The 17627-nt window shown below is 74.5% G+C and carries 13 protein-coding genes; 8 read left to right on the forward strand and 5 right to left on the reverse strand.

Going from position 1 to position 17627, the window contains the following annotated elements; translation table 11 throughout:
- Window positions 1-24 precede the first annotated feature (24 nt).
- A complete protein-coding gene (locus AC6CH9_RS07515) occupies window positions 25-1062 on the forward strand; it encodes a GNAT family N-acetyltransferase (RefSeq protein ID WP_498154347.1) in 1038 nt (345 codons plus the stop codon).
- Between the two features lie 83 nt (window positions 1063-1145).
- Here AC6CH9_RS07515 and AC6CH9_RS07520 read toward each other — a convergent pair whose 3' ends face one another.
- Window positions 1146-2003 (reverse strand): SURF1 family protein, encoded by an 858-nt coding sequence (locus AC6CH9_RS07520; protein WP_498154348.1) that lies wholly within the window; start codon window positions 2001-2003, stop codon window positions 1146-1148.
- A gap of 146 nt (window positions 2004-2149) precedes the next feature.
- On the opposite strand from AC6CH9_RS07520, the gene AC6CH9_RS07525 reads away from it, so the two are divergent.
- The 6 genes from AC6CH9_RS07525 to AC6CH9_RS07550 all read left to right on the forward strand — a co-directional run bounded on the left by AC6CH9_RS07525 (window position 2150) and on the right by AC6CH9_RS07550 (window position 12284).
- The gene (locus AC6CH9_RS07525) at window positions 2150-4360 is read left to right on the forward strand and encodes a hypothetical protein (protein ID WP_498154349.1); all 2211 of its coding nucleotides are present in this window, start codon (window positions 2150-2152) and stop codon (window positions 4358-4360) included.
- 142 nt (window positions 4361-4502) lie between these two features.
- Entirely contained in the window at window positions 4503-7004 is a 2502-nt protein-coding gene (locus AC6CH9_RS07530; protein ID WP_498154350.1) for a phosphoketolase family protein, read from the forward strand.
- Complete coding sequence (pta, locus tag AC6CH9_RS07535; RefSeq protein WP_498154351.1) at window positions 7001-9193, forward strand: phosphate acetyltransferase; 2193 nt, start codon at window positions 7001-7003, stop codon at window positions 9191-9193. The genes AC6CH9_RS07530 and pta overlap by 4 nt, the downstream gene beginning before the upstream one ends.
- Entirely contained in the window at window positions 9190-10449 is a 1260-nt protein-coding gene (locus AC6CH9_RS07540; RefSeq protein ID WP_498154352.1) for an acetate/propionate family kinase, read from the forward strand. The genes pta and AC6CH9_RS07540 overlap by 4 nt, the downstream gene beginning before the upstream one ends.
- 60 nt (window positions 10450-10509) lie before the next feature.
- Window positions 10510-11487, forward strand: coding sequence for a DUF4031 domain-containing protein (locus AC6CH9_RS07545; RefSeq protein ID WP_498154353.1), 978 nt, complete (start codon window positions 10510-10512; stop codon window positions 11485-11487).
- Between the two features lie 260 nt (window positions 11488-11747).
- Window positions 11748-12284 carry a SanA/YdcF family protein gene (locus AC6CH9_RS07550; protein WP_255318633.1) on the forward strand — a complete coding sequence of 179 codons (537 nt, stop codon included), beginning with the start codon at window positions 11748-11750 and terminating at the stop codon, window positions 12282-12284.
- 24 nt (window positions 12285-12308) lie between these two features.
- Here AC6CH9_RS07550 and AC6CH9_RS07555 read toward each other — a convergent pair whose 3' ends face one another.
- The 4 genes from AC6CH9_RS07555 to AC6CH9_RS07570 all read right to left on the reverse strand — a co-directional run bounded on the left by AC6CH9_RS07555 (window position 12309) and on the right by AC6CH9_RS07570 (window position 16758).
- Window positions 12309-13952: a succinic semialdehyde dehydrogenase gene (locus AC6CH9_RS07555; RefSeq protein WP_498154354.1), complete on the reverse strand. Its 1644-nt coding sequence runs from the start codon at window positions 13950-13952 to the stop codon at window positions 12309-12311.
- Between the two features lie 9 nt (window positions 13953-13961).
- Window positions 13962-15023 carry a GNAT family N-acetyltransferase gene (locus tag AC6CH9_RS07560; RefSeq protein ID WP_498154355.1) on the reverse strand — a complete coding sequence of 354 codons (1062 nt, stop codon included), beginning with the start codon at window positions 15021-15023 and terminating at the stop codon, window positions 13962-13964.
- Window positions 15020-15562 (reverse strand): GNAT family acetyltransferase, encoded by a 543-nt coding sequence (locus tag AC6CH9_RS07565; RefSeq protein WP_498154356.1) that lies wholly within the window; start codon window positions 15560-15562, stop codon window positions 15020-15022. Before AC6CH9_RS07565 ends, AC6CH9_RS07560 begins: the two co-directional genes overlap by 4 nt.
- A gap of 71 nt (window positions 15563-15633) precedes the next feature.
- Window positions 15634-16758: a GuaB3 family IMP dehydrogenase-related protein gene (locus AC6CH9_RS07570; protein ID WP_053369640.1), complete on the reverse strand. Its 1125-nt coding sequence runs from the start codon at window positions 16756-16758 to the stop codon at window positions 15634-15636.
- 67 nt (window positions 16759-16825) lie between these two features.
- Between AC6CH9_RS07570 and AC6CH9_RS07575 the strand changes: the two genes are divergently transcribed.
- Window positions 16826-17605 (forward strand): exonuclease domain-containing protein, encoded by a 780-nt coding sequence (locus AC6CH9_RS07575; protein WP_498154357.1) that lies wholly within the window; start codon window positions 16826-16828, stop codon window positions 17603-17605.
- The last annotated feature ends 22 nt before the right edge of the window (window positions 17606-17627 follow it).

Genomic DNA, 17627 nt, shown 5'->3' on the forward strand with positions numbered 1-17627 from the left:
CCGGTCGGTGTCAAGATGGTGCAGATGCCTGACACCACGAGCGACGCCCTGAACGACCTCCCGACCCTCCCTGCTCCCTGGCGGGCCCGCGTCCCCGGCTACGCCGACATCGACGCGCTCGTCGGGCTGCGACGTCTGGACGAGCTCCAGGGGACGGGCTCGACGCACGTCGACCCCGCCGGGATCGAGTCCGAGGTCGCGGGCCTGGCCTCGTGGACGCGGCGCCAGCTCGTCGCGGTCGGGCCGGACGACGTCCCGCGGGCCTGGATCACCGTGCACGACCGCGCCTCGGGGCGGGCGACGGTCTGGGGCTACTTCGACCGCGACGTGCACGACGTCGACGCGATCGCCGACGCGTTCTACCGGTGGGCGGAGCGCACGGCGGTCGCGATGGCACGCCTGCGCGGCGTCACGGCGACGCGCCTCGACGAGAGCCCGTTCGCGAAGGACACGCGCCAGGCCGAGTGGCTCACCCGGGCCGGGTACGCGAGACGGCGCAGCTGGCTGCACATGACGCGCCCGGTCCTCCCGGAGGAGTCCGCGCTCGCGCCGCGCGCGGGGGTCACGGTGCGCCCCGTCGAGCGGCACGAGAACGGGATGCCCGTGGCGGCGGACCTGCAGGTCGTGCACCAGATGCTGGAGACGTCCTTCCAGGACCACTTCAACTCCTACCGGGAGAGCTTCTCGGAGTTCGTGCAACGCCTCCGCGAGGACCCCGGCCACAGCTGGGACCACTGGTGGCTCGCGTACGTGGAGACCGACGACGGGCGCCGCGTGCCCGCCGGCACCGTGGTGTGCTCGTCCCTCGCCGCGCACGACGGCGGGGCGCGCGGCACCTACGTCGAGTACATCGGGGTGACGCGGGCCGCCCGCGGCCGCGGCGTGGCGAAGTCGCTGTTGTCCACCGTGATCGCGGACGCCGCACGGGACGGTCGCGACCGCGTGGCGCTCGAGGTCGACGCGGACTCTCCCACCAAGGCCGACCAGCTCTACCGCTCGCTCGGCTGGAAGACGGACTACGTCACCGAGTCGTGGTTCAAGGACCTCGACCTCGACGACTGACGCCCCGCCCGCCGGCCGAGGCACCTTGGGCGGGGCCGGCTCGTCTGACGTCCGAGGGGCCGCCGCGGTTCGGGCGCCGCGGCTCAGTCGCCGGGAAGGCCGGCGATCCCCGCGTCCTCACCGCGCGCGCGGCGCTTGCCGCCCGCCGCCTCGTCGCGGACGAGCCGGATCCACAGCAGCACGGCGAAGCCGCCGAACACCCACCACTGCAGCGCGTAGAAGAGGTTCTGCAGGTTGAGACCGGTCCCGCCCTCGATCGTCGGGCGCGGGAGCTGCGCCGGACCGCCCTCGGCGGCCGACGGCTGCGCCGGGTCGGACGACAGCAGCACGAGGTACCCCGAGTACATCGGCCCGCCCCACTCGTTGACGAGCGCCCCGGTCGAGATGGCGTCGGTGAGTCCCGGCGCGGTCCCGCCCTGGCCCGCGGCCTCCGATGCCTGGAGGTAGCCGGTGAGCCGCACGACGCCGTCCGGCGGGTCGAGCGCGGCGCTCTCCTCGGGCGTGGCGACCCAGCCGCGGACCACGGGCAGCACGGGAGCGCCGGAGAGGTCGGCCCACGACGCCCCCTGCGTCCCGTCGTCCGTCACGTTCAGGGGTGTGAGGACGAGGTAGCCCACCCGACCGTCGAGCGCACGGTTCTCCACGAGGAGCTGGCCCTCCGGGTCGTACTCCCCCTCGACCCAGGCCTGCCGGCCGACGAGCTCGCCCGGGAAGGAGGACTGCGGCGGGAGCAGCACCCCCACGCCCTCGGGTCCGGCGGCCTCGAGCTCCGCCGCCTCCTGCTGCGCCGCGAGCTCGGCGCGCTGCTGCGCGCGGTCGAGCTGCCAGACGCCGAGCCGTGCGCACACGGCGGCGGCCAGGAGGAACAGCACGAGCAGACCGACCACGCGGGGCTGGCGGGCGACCGCCCAGAACGAACGCGGGGCGGTGGGCTCGGGCACGACCCCACGGTAGCCGGGCTGCCTGCGAGAACCCGCATCGCGGGCGTCGTACCGGGCGAACCTCACACCGGTGTGGTCCGATGGGTGCCCGGGGAACGAGACGGACGACGGGCCGGCGACGAGGCCGGCGCCCGAGAGGAGCATCCGTGACGCACCGCGCCCGACGCCACCGCCTGCGGTCGGCCGCCACCGCCATGCTCGTGCTCGCGGCGGGCGCGGTCGCCGCACCGGCCGCCGCGGCGGACTTCCCGATCGAGGAGCCGTTCGGGAGCACGACGCCGAACGATCCCGCCTGGGTCCCGTTCGGGGAGGCGACGCTCACGGGTGAGGGAGACGGCTGGCTCCGCCTCACCGACGTCGACACGACCAACGGCGGGTTCGGCGGCTACGTGCTCGACAGCCCGTTCCCGACGGACCTCGGCGTGGTGGTCGAGTTCGAGTACGCGACGTGGGGCGGTCAGGAGCTGGGCGGCAACCGGGGCGACGGGTTCTCGTTCTTCCTCCTGGACGGGTCGTTCCCCGCCGCGGTCGGCGGGGACGGCGGGTCGCTCGGGTACACGTTCCTCCAGGGCGGGTACGCGGGCGTCGGGTTCGACGAGTTCGGCAACTTCTCCGCCGGCGTCGGCGGCCCTGGCCCGCAGCCCGGGTTCGTGTCGGTGCGCGGCTCCTACGCCGCAGCCACCCCGTGGGGCTACCTCACGGGGGTGCCCGGCCCCGGCGGGAGCGTCGAGACCGTGCCCCCGGGCGGGGGCGACCCGAGCCGCGCGTTCGTCCGCACCGTCCGCGTCGTCGTCACGCCCGCGCCGAGCACCGACCTCCTGTCGGTCTGGAGCGACACGGGGCCGGGCACCGCGCTCGAGCCGCTCATCGACGAGTTCGACGTCGGCGGCGCCGCGGGGCAGCCGGAGCTCCCGGCGACGTTCAAGCTCGGCTTCGGCGCGTCCACCGGCGGCGCGACCAACTACCACGAGATCCGGAACCTGCGCGTCGTCGTCCCGACCGTCCTCGCCGTCGAGAAGACGACGAGCACGCCGGTCGTCGAGTCCGGCGGCCGCGTCTCCTACCAGCTCGAGGTGACGAACGAGTACGTCAACGACGTCGTGGGCGCCCGGGTCGTCGACGACGTCCCGGCCGGGCTCACCGACGTCACCTGGACCTGCGCCGCGACCGGCGGCGCGGCCTGCGGGGCGACGTCGGGGTCGGGCAACGCGATCGACGCGACCGTCGACCTGCCGCGGCTCACGGGCGCCACGCCGACGGCGGCGGCGGTCTTCACCGTGACCGGGACCGCGCCGTTCGTCGACGCCGAGACCGTCCTGACGAACACGGCCGAGGTGGTCGCCCCACCCGACCGCGAGGACCTCACGGACAACACCTCGTCCGTCGACGTCACCGTCCTGCCTGCCGCCGACCTCGCGGTCACCAAGGAGCTCACCAGCCCGGCGCCGCTCCTGCTCGGAGAGCCCGTCGAGTACGTCGTGGACGTGACCAACGAGGGCCCCGGGAGCGCGCGCGGCGTCGTCGTCGCGGACGTCCTGCCGCCCGCCCTCGACCCGGCGAGCGTCGTCGCCGACGGGTGCACGCTGGAGGGCACGACCCTCGTGTGCCCGGTCGGTCCCCTCGCGTCCGGGGCGAGCGCGTCGTTCACGATCGCCGGCACCGTCGGCCCCGACGCCGCGACGTGCTCGGCGGGCGACGTCGTGCAGCGCGCCCGCGTGACCTCGACGTCCGGGGACCCGGACCCCTCGAACGACGTCGCCGAGGTCACGACGCCGTGCGTCGTCCCGGTCGCGCTCTCCGTCACGAAGACGGGCCCCGCGCAGGTGACCGGGGGCGAGGAGCTCCGGTGGGAGGTCGTCGTGACCAACGACGGCCCCGCCACGGCGCCCGGAACCGTCGTCCAGGACGCCGTGCCCGACGCCGTCACGGGCGTCTCGTGGACGTGCAGCGTCTCGGACGGGTCGGCCTGCGACGCGCCGTCGGGCACCGGGAACGAGGTCTCGACGACGGCGACCGTCCCCGCGGGCGGGACCGCGACGGTCGTCGTGACGGGCACGGCGCCCCCGGAGGCAGGCACGGTGGCGAACACCGCGACGGTCGAGCCGTGCGCGGCCTGCGTCGACGACGGTGACGGTCCGCACGAGGCGACCGCGACGACCACGGTCACCGCAGCCCCGGTCCCGGGCCCTGGCCCTGGCCCCGGCCCCGGACCCGGACCGCAGCAGCCCGGTACGCCCGGCCCCGGCCTCGCGTCGACCGGCGTGGACGTCGTCGCCGCGAGCGCCGCGGCGCTGGTCGCGGTCGCGCTGGGCACCGGGCTCGCGCTCCACGGCGGCCGGACCCGCCGCCGGACCTGAGTCCCGGGACCTAGGACCTTTTCTGCGGTCCCGGGCGGACGTCACACCGCCCGGAGCCGTCACGGACCGTGCAGGGCCTCGGTCGATGCGGTTGTATGAAGCCGTAGTCGTTCACGAACCCTTCCCCCTGCAGGAGCGTGAGATGAGCACGACCACCGCCACCGAGTCCACCGCCTGGCGACCCGCCGAGGTCGCACCGCTCGACGACGACACCCTGCGTCGCGTCGACGCGTGGTGGCGTGCGGCGAACTACCTGTCCGTCGGCCAGATCTACCTCCTGGCCAACCCGCTGCTGCGCACCCCGCTGGTGCGCGACGACGTCAAGCCGCGCCTGCTGGGGCACTGGGGCACGACGCCCGGCCTCAACTTCCTCTACGCGCACCTCAACCGCGCGATCGCGCAGCGCCGCCAGTCGACGATCTACGTCGCGGGCCCCGGCCACGGCGGCCCCGGCCTCGTAGCGAACGCGTACCTCGAGGGCACGTACTCCGAGACGTACACGGACATCACGCAGGACACCGAGGGTCTGCGCCGGCTCTTCCGCCAGTTCTCCTTCCCCGGCGGCATCCCGAGCCACGTCGCGCCGGAGACCCCCGGGTCGATCCACGAGGGCGGCGAGCTCGGCTACGCGCTCTCCCACGCGTACGGCGCCGCGTTCGACAACCCCGACCTGCTGGTCGCGGCGGTCGTGGGCGACGGCGAGGCGGAGACCGGACCGCTCGCGACGAGCTGGCACTCCAACAAGTTCGTCAACGCGCGCGACGACGGCGTCGTGCTGCCGATCCTGCACCTCAACGGGTACAAGATCGCCAACCCCACGGTGCTCGCGCGCATCAGCGACGACGAGCTGCGCGACCTCATGATCGGCTACGGCCACACGCCGTACTTCTTCACGGGCGGGTTCGACGGCGAGGACCACTTCGAGGTCCACCAGCGCTTCGCGAAGCTCCTCGACGAGGTGCTCAACCACATCGCGCAGATCAAGGCCGACGCCGCGGCGGGGAACGACGAGCGACCTGCGTGGCCGATGATCGTCTTCCGCACGCCCAAGGGCTGGACCTGCCCGCCCGTCATCGACGGCAAGAAGACCGAGGACTCCTGGCGCGCCCACCAGGTGCCGCTCGCGAGCGCCCGGGACACCCCGGAACACCTCGACGTGCTGCGCGGCTGGCTCGAGTCGTACCGGGCCGACGAGCTGTTCGACGAGGACGGCCGCCTGCACGACGACATCGCCGCGCTCGCCCCCGAGGGGACGCTGCGCATGAGCGACAACCCGCACGCCAACGGCGGGCTGCTGCTCAAGGACCTGCGGCTCCCGGACTTCCGCGACTACGCCGTGGACGTCAAGGGCCCGGGCAGTGCGATCGCGGAGTCGACGCGCGTCCTGGGGCAGTGGCTGACCGACGTCGTGCGGCTGAACCCGGACAACTTCCGGATCTTCGGTCCCGACGAGACCGCGTCGAACCGCCTCCAGGCGGTCTACGAGGTCACCGACAAGCAGTGGAACGCCGACTTCTTCGGTCCCGACGTCGACGAGCACCTCGCCCGAGCGGGCCGGGTCATGGAGATGCTGTCGGAGCACCAGTGCCAGGGCTGGCTCGAGGGCTACCTGCTCACCGGGCGCCACGGCCTGTTCACGAGCTACGAGGCCTTCATCCACATCGTCGACTCGATGTTCAACCAGCACGCGAAGTGGCTCAAGGTCACCAACCACATCCCGTGGCGTCGGCCGGTCGCGAGCCTCAACTACCTGTTGTCGAGCCATGTGTGGCGCCAGGACCACAACGGCTTCAGCCACCAGGACCCGGGCTTCATCGACCACGTCGTGAACAAGAAGGCCGAGATCGTCCGCGTGTACCTCCCGCCGGACGCCAACACGCTGCTCTCGACCTACGACCACTGCCTGCGCTCGCGCCAGTACGTGAACGTCGTCGTGGCGGGCAAGCAGCCGGCGCCGCAGTTCCTGTCCATGGAGCAGGCGATCGCGCACTGCACGCGCGGGCTCGGCATCTGGGAGTGGGCCGGCACCGAGGTCGAGGGCGAGGACCCGGACGTCGTGCTGGGCTCCGCGGGCGACGTGCCGACGCTCGAGGTGCTCGCCGCGGCGGACATCCTGCGCCGGCGCATCCCCGACCTGAAGGTCCGGGTCGTCAACGTCGTGGACCTCATGCGGCTCCAGGACGAGAACGAGCACCCGCACGGCCTCTCGGACAAGGACTTCGACACGCTCTTCACGTCCGACAAGCCCGTCATCTTCAACTACCACGGCTACCCGTGGCTGATCCACCGCCTCACGTACCGCCGCACCAACCACGCGAACATCCACGTGCGCGGCTACAAGGAGGAGGGCACCACCACCACCCCGTTCGACATGGCCATGCTCAACGACATCGACCGCTACCACCTGGTGATCGACGTCATCGACCGCGTGCCGTCCCTGCGCTCGACCTACGCGGGTCTGCGCCAGGAGATGGTCGACGCGCGGCTGACGGCCCGGCAGTACACCCGCGAGCACGGGGAGGACATCCCCGAGGTGCGCGACTGGGTGTGGCCGGACGTCGGCGAGACGGCGACCGAGGAGGGTGGACCGCAGTACAACGGCGCGAGCGCCGCCGTGCAGGACACCGGAGGAGACAACGAGTGAGCGAGACCGCTCGCAGCATCTACATCACCTCGCCCGAGGGCGAGACGGGCAAGTCCACGATCGCGCTGGGGGTCCTCGACCTGCTGGTCCGCAAGGTCCAGCGGGTCGGGGTCTTCCGGCCGGTCACCCGGGCCGCCGGCCCGGACGTGCAGGACTACGTGCTCGAGCTCCTGCTCGCGCACGACGGCGTGGACGTGACCGCGGAGCAGGCGATCGGCGTCACGTACGAGGACGTCCACGCCGACCCCGAGGGCGCGCTGTCGCAGATCGTCGCGCGCTACCACGAGGTCGCACGCCAGTGCGACTTCGTCGTGGTCGTCGGGACGGACTACACCGACGTCGCGGGGCCGACCGAGCTGTCGTTCAACGCGCGCGTCGCGGCGAACCTGGGCGCGCCGGTCCTCCTCGTCGTCTCCGGGAAGGGCCGCACGCCCGACGCCGTGGGCAACCTGATCGAGGTGAGCGTCGCCGAGCTGCGCTCCCAGCACGCACAGCCCATCGGCGTCGTCGCGAACCGGGTGCAGCCGGGCGACCTCGACGCGGTGCGTGCGCTGCTCGCCTCGCTCGGCCCCGACGGCGAGCCCCTCGCGGGGGCGGGGGCGCCGTCGGGCACGACGGCGGAGCCCGCCCCGGGCGCCCGGCTGCCCGGCTGGGCGGTGCCCGAGGACCCGTTCCTGGACGCCCCGACCGTGCGGATCCTCATGGAGGCCGTGGGCGGGAGGCTCGCGTTCGGCGAGGAGGAGCTCCTCGCGCGCGAGGCGACCGACCTGCTCGTCGGCGCCATGTCGTTCGAGCACCTGCTCGACCGGCTCACCGACGGCGCCGTCGTCATCACGCCCGGCGACCGCGTCGACATCCTCATCGGGCTGCTCGCCGCGCACTCGGCGTCAGGCTTCCCGTCGCTCGCGGGCGTCATCCTCAACGGCGGGTTCTTCCCGCCCGAGTCGACGGCGCGCCTCGTGGCCGACCTGGACCCGAGCCTGCCGATCATCCGCACCGACCTGGGGACGTTCCGCTCGGCGAGCGCCGCCGCGAGCGCGCGGGGCCGCGTGACCAAGGAGTCGCAGCGCAAGGTCGACACGGCGCTCGCGCTGTTCGAGCAGAGCGTCGACGGCGCGGCGCTCCTCGCGGGACTGGACGTCCCGCGTCCCGAGGTCGTCACGCCGCTCATGTTCGAGTACGAGCTGCTGTCCCGCGCCCGCGCGGACCGCAAGCACGTGGTGCTGCCCGAGGGCGACGACGACCGCATCCTGCGCGCCGCGTCCACGCTGCTCGGCCGCCAGGTCGCGGAGCTGACGATCCTCGGGGAGGAGCAGAAGGTCCGCGCCCGCGCGGCCGAGCTCGGCCTCGACATCGACGCCGCGCACGTGGTCAGCCCGCACGACCCGGAGCTGGTCGAGCGGTTCGCCGCGGAGTACCAGCGGCTGCGCGCGCACAAGGGCATGACGCTCGAGGAGGCGCGCGAGCGCGTCCAGGACGTCTCCTACTTCGGCACGATGATGGTCCACCTCGGCCTCGCGGACGGCATGGTCTCGGGCGCCAAGCACACGACGGCGCACACCATCAAGCCGTCGTTCGAGATCATCAAGACGCAGCCGGGCGTGTCCGTGGTGTCGTCCGTGTTCCTCATGTGCCTCCAGGACCGCGTGCTCGTCTACGGCGACTGCGCGGTCATCCCCGACCCCACGGCCGAGCAGCTCGCGGACATCGCGATCTCCTCGGCGGCGACGGCGCAGCAGTTCGGCGTCGACCAGCGGGTCGCGATGCTGTCCTACTCGACCGGCGAGTCCGGCTCGGGAGCCGACGTGGACAAGGTGCGCCGGGGCACGGCGCTCGTGCGCGAGCGCCGCCCCGACCTGTTCGTCGAGGGCCCGATCCAGTACGACGCGGCCGTGGACGCGTCCGTCGCGGCGTCGAAGATGCCGGGCTCGGACGTGGCGGGCCGCGCGACGGTGTTCATCTTCCCGGACCTCAACACGGGCAACAACACCTACAAGGCCGTGCAGCGCTCCGCGGGCGCCGTCGCCGTCGGCCCGGTCCTCCAGGGCCTCAACAAGCCGGTGAACGACCTGTCCCGCGGCGCGCTCGTGCAGGACATCGTCAACACCGTCGCGATCACCGCGATCCAGGCGCAGGCCCCGGCCGACGCCACCGACCCCACCTCTGACTCCCAGGGAGCCACGTCATGACGATCCTGCCCGAGGGCGAGCGCCCCAACCCCTACAGCGCCTACGGGGCGCACGGGTCCGTGCTCGTCATGAACTCGGGGTCGTCGTCGCTCAAGTACCAGCTCGTCAACCCCGTCGGCGGCGAGGCGATCGCGGCGGGCACGATCGAGCGCATCGGCGAGGAGTCCGGGATCATCAAGCACCGGTTCGCCGGGAACACGACGACGCGCGAGGAGCCCGTCGCGGACCACGGGCACGCGCTGCGCATCGCGCTGAGCATGTTCGACGAGGTCGGCCCGACGCTCTCGGACGCCGACGTGTACGCGGTGGGGCACCGCGTCGTGCAGGGCGGCTCGCTGTTCGCCGACCCGGTCCTCGTCGACGACGGCGTGCTCGAGCGGATCCGCTCGCTGTCCCCGCTCGCGCCGCTGCACAACCCGGCGAACGTCAAGGGCATCGAGGTCGCGCGGACGCTGCTCGGCGACGTGCCGCACGTGGCCGTGTTCGACACCGCGTTCTTCCAGCGGCTGCCGCAGCACGTCGCGACGTACGCCCTGGACGCCGAGGTCGCCGAGAAGTATGCGATCCGCCGCTACGGCGCCCACGGCACGAGCCACCAGTACGTGTCCGGGAAGGTCGCGCGCGTCCTCGGGCGCCGGATCGAGGGTCTCAACACGATCGTCCTGCACCTCGGCAACGGCGCCTCGGCGTCGGCCGTCAAGGGCGGCGTGCCGGTCGAGACGTCGATGGGCCTCACCCCGCTCGAGGGCCTCGTCATGGGCACGCGCACGGGCGACATCGACCCCGCGGTCGTGTTCCACCTCGCGCGCAACGCGGGCATGAGCATCGACGAGATCGACGACCTGTTCAACAAGCGCTCGGGCGTCAAGGGCCTGTCCGGCGTGAACGACTTCCGCGAGCTGCACCGGCTCATGGAGGCCGGCCACGAGGGTGCCCGCCTCGCGTTCGACGTGTACATCCACCGGCTGCGCAAGTACGTCGGCGCGTACGCCGCCGTGCTGGGCCGCGTGGACGTCGTCGCCTTCACCGCGGGCGTCGGCGAGCACGACGCCGAGGTGCGCGCCGCCGTCGTCGAGGGGCTCGAGCCGCTCGGCCTCGCTGTCGACCCGGACCGCAACGCCGTCGACTCCGGCGAGCCGCGCGTCATCTCGCCGGACTGGACGAGCACGCTCGTCATGGTGGTCCCGACGATGGAGGAGCTCGCCATCGCGCGCCAGTCCGTCGAGGTCGTCGAGGCCGCCTCGCGCGCCGGCTGAGCGCCCTCCGCACGACCGGCGAGCGCGCCCCCGCTCGCCGGTCGGTGGGATGCTCGGTCGGTGACCGTCCTCATCGACCCGCCCGCGTGGCCCGCGCACGGGACGCTGTTCAGCCATCTCGTGTCGGACGCCTCGCTGGCGGAGCTGCACGCGTTCGCGGCCTCGATCGGCGTGAGCCGCCGCGCGTTCGACCTCGACCACTACGACGTCGCCGCCGAGCGGTACGACGTCGCCGTGGCGGCGGGGGCCGTCCCCGTCGGCGGGCGCGAGCTCGCCCGGCGGCTCGGGTCGTCCGGGCTGCGCGTGCCGGGCCGCGCGCGGCGCGCGGCGAAGGCCGACGCGCTGCTCGCCCGCTGGGACGCGCTGCTGCCCGGGGCCCGGGACGTCGGCGTGGACCTCGTCGAGCGCTGGCACGAGCCGCACCGCGTCTACCACGGGCCCGAGCACCTGGTGCACGCGCTCGACTCGCTCGCGCTCCTGGAGGGGCGCGCGCCCGGGGTGCCCGACGACGTCGCTGCGCCCGGGCGGGCGGGCGGCGGCGCGGCGTCGGGCAGGACGACGGGCGTCGGCTCCGGCGACGCGCCTGGCAGCGCCGCGGCGACCCAGCTCGCGCTGTGGTTCCACGACGCCGTGCACGACGGCGAGGCGGGTCGCGACGAGGAACGGTCCGCCGACCTGGCGGAAGCCCGGCTCGCGGGCCACCTCGACGCCGCGGCCGTGGCGGAGGTCGTCCGGCTCGTGCTCGTGACGACGGACCACTCCCCCGCGGCCGACGACGGACCGGGCGCGCTCGTGTCCGACGCCGACCTCGCGATCCTCGGCTCCGCGCCGGACCGCTACGCGCGGTACGTCCGGCAGGTGCGCGCCGAGTACGCGCACGTGCCCGACGACGCCTTCCGGGTCGGGAGGGCAGCCGTCCTCCGCGGGCTGCTCGCGGCCGGCGCGCTGTTCCGCACCGCGCAGGCAGCCGCGCTGTGGGAGGCCCAGGCCCGCGCGAACCTCCTCGACGAGCTCACCATCCTCACCCCCTCCGCCTGAACCCCCTCACCCGGCTCCCGCAACCCGCCGAACAGGCGATCGGTCGGCCACGATCGCCTCCTCGAGGCTCCGGCGGCGCTAGGGTCGGGCCCGTGAGCGACGACCCGGCCGCATCCGGCCCTGCCGCACAGCCCTCGTCATCGTCATCGTCGGGCTCGGGCTCGGGCTCGGGGTTCTCCCGCCGGTCTCCGCGGGACCGCGCCCGTCGGTCACGGCGTCGGCGCACGACGGTCTGGGGCGCGGCCGGTCTGGTGGTGCTCGTGCTGGCGCCGTTCGTCGTGGTGCAGGGCGTCGGGCGTGCGCACGTCGCCGACCCGGCCGACGTGCCACCGAGCGACGCGATCGTCGTGCCGGGTGCGGGGCTACGACCCGACGGGTCGCCGTCGACGTACCTGCGCCGTCGGCTCGACGCGGCCGCGGAGCTCTACGGCCGGGGCGTGGCGCCCGTCGTCCTCGTCAGCGGCGACGCGCACGACGACTACGACGAGCCGGGGTCGATGCGCGCGTGGCTGCTCGACCGGGGCGTGCCGGACGACGCGATCCTGCTCGACCGCGAGGGCTTCGACACGCACGCGACGTGCACGCGCGCGGTGTCGGAGTTCGGCGTCGGCACGGCGGTGGTCGTCACCCAGGGCTACCACCTGCCGCGCACGCTCTTCTCGTGCCGCGTCGCGGGCCTCGACGCCGTCGGGATCGGCGTCAGCGCGGCGAGCGTGGAACCGTGGAAGGCCGTGCTCTACCGCGTTCGCGAGGTGCCCGCGGCGACGAAGGCCGTGCTCGACGCCGTGCGCCGCTGAGGACGCGCCGCGCCGGGCACGCGGTCAGGGCAGGCGCAGCCTCCGCATCGCGTCGAGCGCGGTCGTGAGCACCTTGCTGGGGAGCTCGCCGCCGACCTCGTAGAGCGTGTCGAGCGTGAGGCCCTGGTTGGCGCCGCGCTGCACGGAGATCGTCTGCGCCTCGGTGAGCGCCTCGATCCCCTCACGGCCGTGCCGACGCCCGAGGCCGGACGCCTTGAACCCGCCCATCGGTGCGCCGACCGAACCCCAGGCGGCGGAGTACCCGTCGTTGACGTTGACCGTGCCCGCCTCCACGCGTGCTGCGATCCGGCGGCCCCGCGCGACGTCGCGCGTCCACACGCTCGCGTTGAGCCCGAACTCGGAGTCGTTCATGACCCGCACGGCCTCGTCGTCGCTCGCGACCCGGCGCACGGACACGACCGGGCCGAACGTCTCCTCCCGGGCGCACGCGGCGTCGTCGGGCACGTCGTCCAGGACGGTGGGTGCGTAGAACCACGGCCCGATGTCCGCACGGTGCACGCCGCCCGCGAGGACGCGCGCCCCGCGCGCGATGGCGTCCTCGACGTGCGCGACGACGCGGTCGAGCTGCGCCTGCGACGTGAGCGACCCCATGTCGGCGGAGTAGTCGAGCCCGGCCCCGAGGCGCATCTCGCGGACGAGCGGCACGAACTCGTCGAGGAAGGCGTCGGCGACGTCCTCGTGCAGCACGATCCGCTCGATCGAGACGCAGAGCTGCCCCGAGTTGGAGAAGCACGCGCGGACCGCGCCGCGCGCGGCGGCGCGCACGTCGGCGTCGGCCGCGACGTAGAGGGGGTTCTTGCCGCCGAGCTCCAGGGTCGCCCCGATGAGCCGCTCGCCCGCGCGCGCGGCGACCTTGCGGCCCGTCGCCGTCGAGCCGGTGAACGCGATGTGGTCGACGTGGTCGGTCACCGCCGCGCCGACGTCGCCGCCGCCTGCGACGACGAGGAACAGGTCGGCGGGCAGCCCGGCCTCCTCGAGCAGCTCCGCGCCCCACAGCGCGGTGAGCGTCGTCTGGGGGTCGGGCTTGAGCACGACGGCATTCCCCGCCACGAGCGCGGGCACGGCCTCGGCGAACGCGAGCGTCAGCGGGTAGTTCCACGGTGCGATCACGCCGACGACGCCCACCGGGCGACGGTGCACGCGCGTGCCCGTCAGCACGGGCAGCATGCCCGGCGCGCGGCGGTCGGCGAGGTAGCGGGGCCCGCGCCGGGCGTAGTGGCGCGTGAGGATCGCGACGTCCGCGACCTCCTCGAACGCGCTGCGCCGCGACTTGCCGGACTCCATCTGGATGAGGTCGAGCCCGTCCGACTGCCGCGCGAGCACGAGCTCGCCGAAGCGGCGCAGCACGGCCGCGCGCTCCCGGACGGAGCGCGCCGCCCAGGCGGGCTGGGCCGCCCGTGCCCGGTCGACCGCTCGCGCGACGTCCTCGACGGAGGACACCGGGAACGCGGCGAGCGGCGCACCCGTGAACGGCAGGACGGAGCGGTGCATGCCCGCCTCGTTGCCCGTGACGACACGCTGCGCGAGGGGGGCGACGACCTCGGGCTCGAGGACGTAGGTCGCGGCCGGGTTCTCGGGGTCGATCGGGCCGTCCAGCGCGGCGCCCTCGCCAGGACCGGTGCCGGGGGTGCCGGATGAGCTCGTCATGGGGACAGGCTACGTCGTCGGACCCACAGCGCCCGCGACGGGGAGCTCCCACGTCGTGAGCACGGGGCGGAAGCCCTGGCGCGCCCAGAAGGGTGTCGAGAGCGGGTTGAGGACGCCGTGGTGCAGGAGCACGACCGCGTCCTCCCCGACGCGGTCCCGGACGCGCGCGAGCGCCGCGTCGACGAGCGTGCCGCCGACCCCGGCGCCGCGTGCGGCGCCTGTCACGTGCAGCAGCACGAGGTAGGAGACCGGCCCCGTCGTGACCGTCCCGGCGACCGCCCCCGACCGCTCCGGCGGCTCGACCGCGACGACGCCCAGCACCTCCTCGGCCCGGTCTCGCGTCCCGCGGCCGTCCGACGGCGGCCTGGTCGCGACGAGGAACGTCGTGGCCGGGTTCGCCACGGCACCCGCGACCTGGGTCGCGAGGTGCTCCCGGGCTCCGGGCCGCACCCGGGCGGCGCCCACGAGCTCGTCGTACGCGAGCTCCGCGAGCTGGTGCTCCACGAGCGCCGGGACCTCGCCGGGCGTCGCGTCACGCACGACCAGGCCTGCCGGACGGTGCCCTGCCGCACCCGGCGCCGTCCCGCGGCGCGCGGCGAGGTGCACGGTCGGGCGCATGCCGTGCGCGGCGAGCGCCGCGACCGCACCGACGTCGCGGCTCGGCCAGAGCAGCACCCTCCCGTGGTCGCGCGGAGCAGGTCCCACCTGGGGCACGCCGTCGCCGTCGGGCGGGGTGCCCGGGTGCTGCGCGACGCGCGCGGACCACGCCGAGAGGAGCGCCGCCACCGCGCCCGGGACGTCCGGCCCCGCCGCCCGGGCACGCAACCGGTGCTCGCGCAGCGGGCGGAACAGCGCGGCCGAGGAGTCGGCGCTCACGTCGCCGACCGTGACGAGGCCCGCGGCCCTCGACCCGTCGGGGAGCCGGACGGCGAGCAGGCGCTCGTCGCCCGGCACGGCGCCCAGGTCGGGGACCGCGACGAGCGGGTCCAGCGCGCCGACCCGCGCGCGGTGCTCGGACTCGAGCGCGGCCAGGTCGTCGGCGTCCGGCGCCCAGGCGGTGCCGGGCGTCATCGCCCGGCGTCGCGCGCGTCCGGCGCGCCGAGCGGTCGGCCGAGCACGACGCACTCCTGGTCGACGTAGCCCAGCCGCTCGTAGAACCCGCGGACGGCGTCGTTGGTCGAGCGCACCATGAGGCGCACCGCCCGCGCGCCCTGCGCGGCGAGCCACGCCTCCGCCGCGACGACGGTGGCGCGCCCCGTGCCGTGGCCCTGGAGGCGCGGGTGGACGGCCACGTAGTAGAGCCAGCCGCGGTGCCCGTCGACGCCGGCCATCGCCGACGCGACGACCTCGCCCGCGCGGACCGCGCCGGCCGCCTCGCCGTCCTCGGACGCCGGTCCCGGGAGGCCGCGCGTCGCCCGACCCACGAGCACCGTGGACGTCTCCCCCAGCCGCGCGTCCGCGAGGTCGCGGTACGGGTCGTTCCACGGCCGGGTGAGCCCGCACGTGCGCCACAGCGCGACGACGGCCTCGACGTCGTCGTCCGCGACCTCCGCGAACGTGACGTCCGCGCCCGTCCCGGCACGGCCGTCGTCGGGCACCTCGTCCGGCACCGGGTGAGGCACACCGTCGCCCGCGCGGGTCAGCCGGGGTCCGTCCGCGACCCGTCCCGTCACGGCGCGGCTCAGCGAGGCTGGTACGGCGAGACGACGACCTCGACGCGCTGGAACTCCTTGAGGTCGGAGTAGCCGGTCGTCGCCATCGCGCGCCGCAGCGCACCGACGAGGTTCAGCGTGCCGTCGGCCTGACGGCCCGGGCCGAAGAGGATCTCCTCCAGCGTCCCGGCGGTACCGACGCGCACGCGCTCGCCGCGCGGGAGCTGCGCGTGGTGCGCCTCCGAACCCCAGTGCCACCCCCGGCCCGGAGCCTCCTCGGCCCGCGCGAGCGCGGCGCCGATCATCACGGCGTCCGCGCCGCACGCGACGGCCTTGACCAGGTCGCCCGAGCGGCCGACGCCGCCGTCGGCGATGACGTGCACGTAGCGGCCGCCCGACTCGTCGAGGTAGTCGCGGCGTGCGGCCGCGACGTCCGCGACCGCCGTCGCCATGGGCGCGTGGATGCCGAGCGAGACGCGCGTGGTGTGCGCGGCCCCACCGCCGAAGCCGACGAGGACGCCCGCGGCGCCCGTGCGCATGAGGTGCAGCGCCGCGGTGTACGTGGAGGCACCACCGACGACGACCGGGACGTCGAGCTCGTAGATGAACCGCTTGAGGTTCAGCGGCTCCGCGACGCCCGAGACGTGCTCGGCCGAGACGGTCGTCCCGCGGATGACGAAGAGGTCGACGCCCGCGTCGACGACGGTCTGGTAGTGCTCCTGGGTGCGCTGCGGCGAGAGTGCTCCGGCGACCGTGACGCCCGCGGCGCGGATCTCCTTGAGTCGCTGCGTGATGAGGTCGGGCTTGATGGGCTCCGCGTAGATCTCCTGCATGCGCCGCGTCGCCTCGAGCGGCTCGAGCGTCGCGATCTCCTCGAGCAGGGCGGTGGGGTCGTCGTAGCGCGTCCACAGACCCTCGAGGTCGAGCACGCCGAGGCCGCCGTGGTTGCCGAGCGCGACGGCCGTGGCCGGGCTCATCACCGAGTCCATGGGCGCCGCGAGGATGGGCAGCTCGAAGTGGTACGCGTCGATCTGCCAGCCGACCGACACCTCCTTCGGGTCGCGCGTGCGCCGGGAGGGCACGACCGCGACGTCGTCGAAGGAGAACGCGCGCCGCCCGCGCTTGCCACGTCCGATCTCGATCTCGTTGCTCACCGGGCCAGCCTACCGGCGGGCCGAACCCGCCACCGGCACGACCGCCGTGTGGGTGGACGCTGGCAGGGTGACGCTCGTCGCCGGGACGTCCGGCGGCACCGGGCACGACGAGCGCCGGGACCCGAGCGAGACCCCGAGGTGGACCATGACGACGACGCCCTGGACGGCGGGCCCGCTCCTCGGTCTCGACACCGAGACCACGGGCGTCGACGTGGACGTCGACCGGATCGTCACCGCGGCCCTCGTCCTGCGCGAGCCCGGGTCGACGCACGTGCGGACGTGGCTCCTCGACCCTGGTGTCGAGGTTCCCGCCGAGGCGACGGCGATCCACGGCGTCACGACGGCGCACGCGGTCGCCCACGGGGTCGCGCCCGCGACGGCGCTGGAGGAGATCGCGACGCTCGTCGTCGACGCCCAGCGTGACGGCGTCCCGCTCGTCGCGTACAACGCCGCGTTCGACCTGTCGCTCCTCGACGCGGAGCTCGTCCGCCACGGTCTGCCGACGCTCGCCGCCCGGCTCGGGCGGCCCGTGCGCCCGGTACTGGACCCGCTCGTGCTGGACCGTGCGTGGGACCCGGCCCGCGAGGGAAAGCGGCGCCTGGTCGACCTCTGCGCGCGCTACGAGGTGCTCGACGTCGGCCCGCTGCACACCGCGGACGCGGACGTGCTCGCCACGCTCGATCTCCTCGACGCCCTCGCGCGCGCCTTCCCGGACCTGGGCGCCCTGGGCGCGGACGCCCTCCACGACCTCCAGGTCGCGGCGCACCGACGGTGGGTCGACGCGCTGGACCCCGAGCGCGACCAGCCCTACGTCGGGGCCGGCGCGGACGGCCGCTGGCCCTCGTAGCGGAGGGAACCAGCGACGATCC

The organism is Cellulosimicrobium sp. GQ32 (assembly GCF_059758455.1).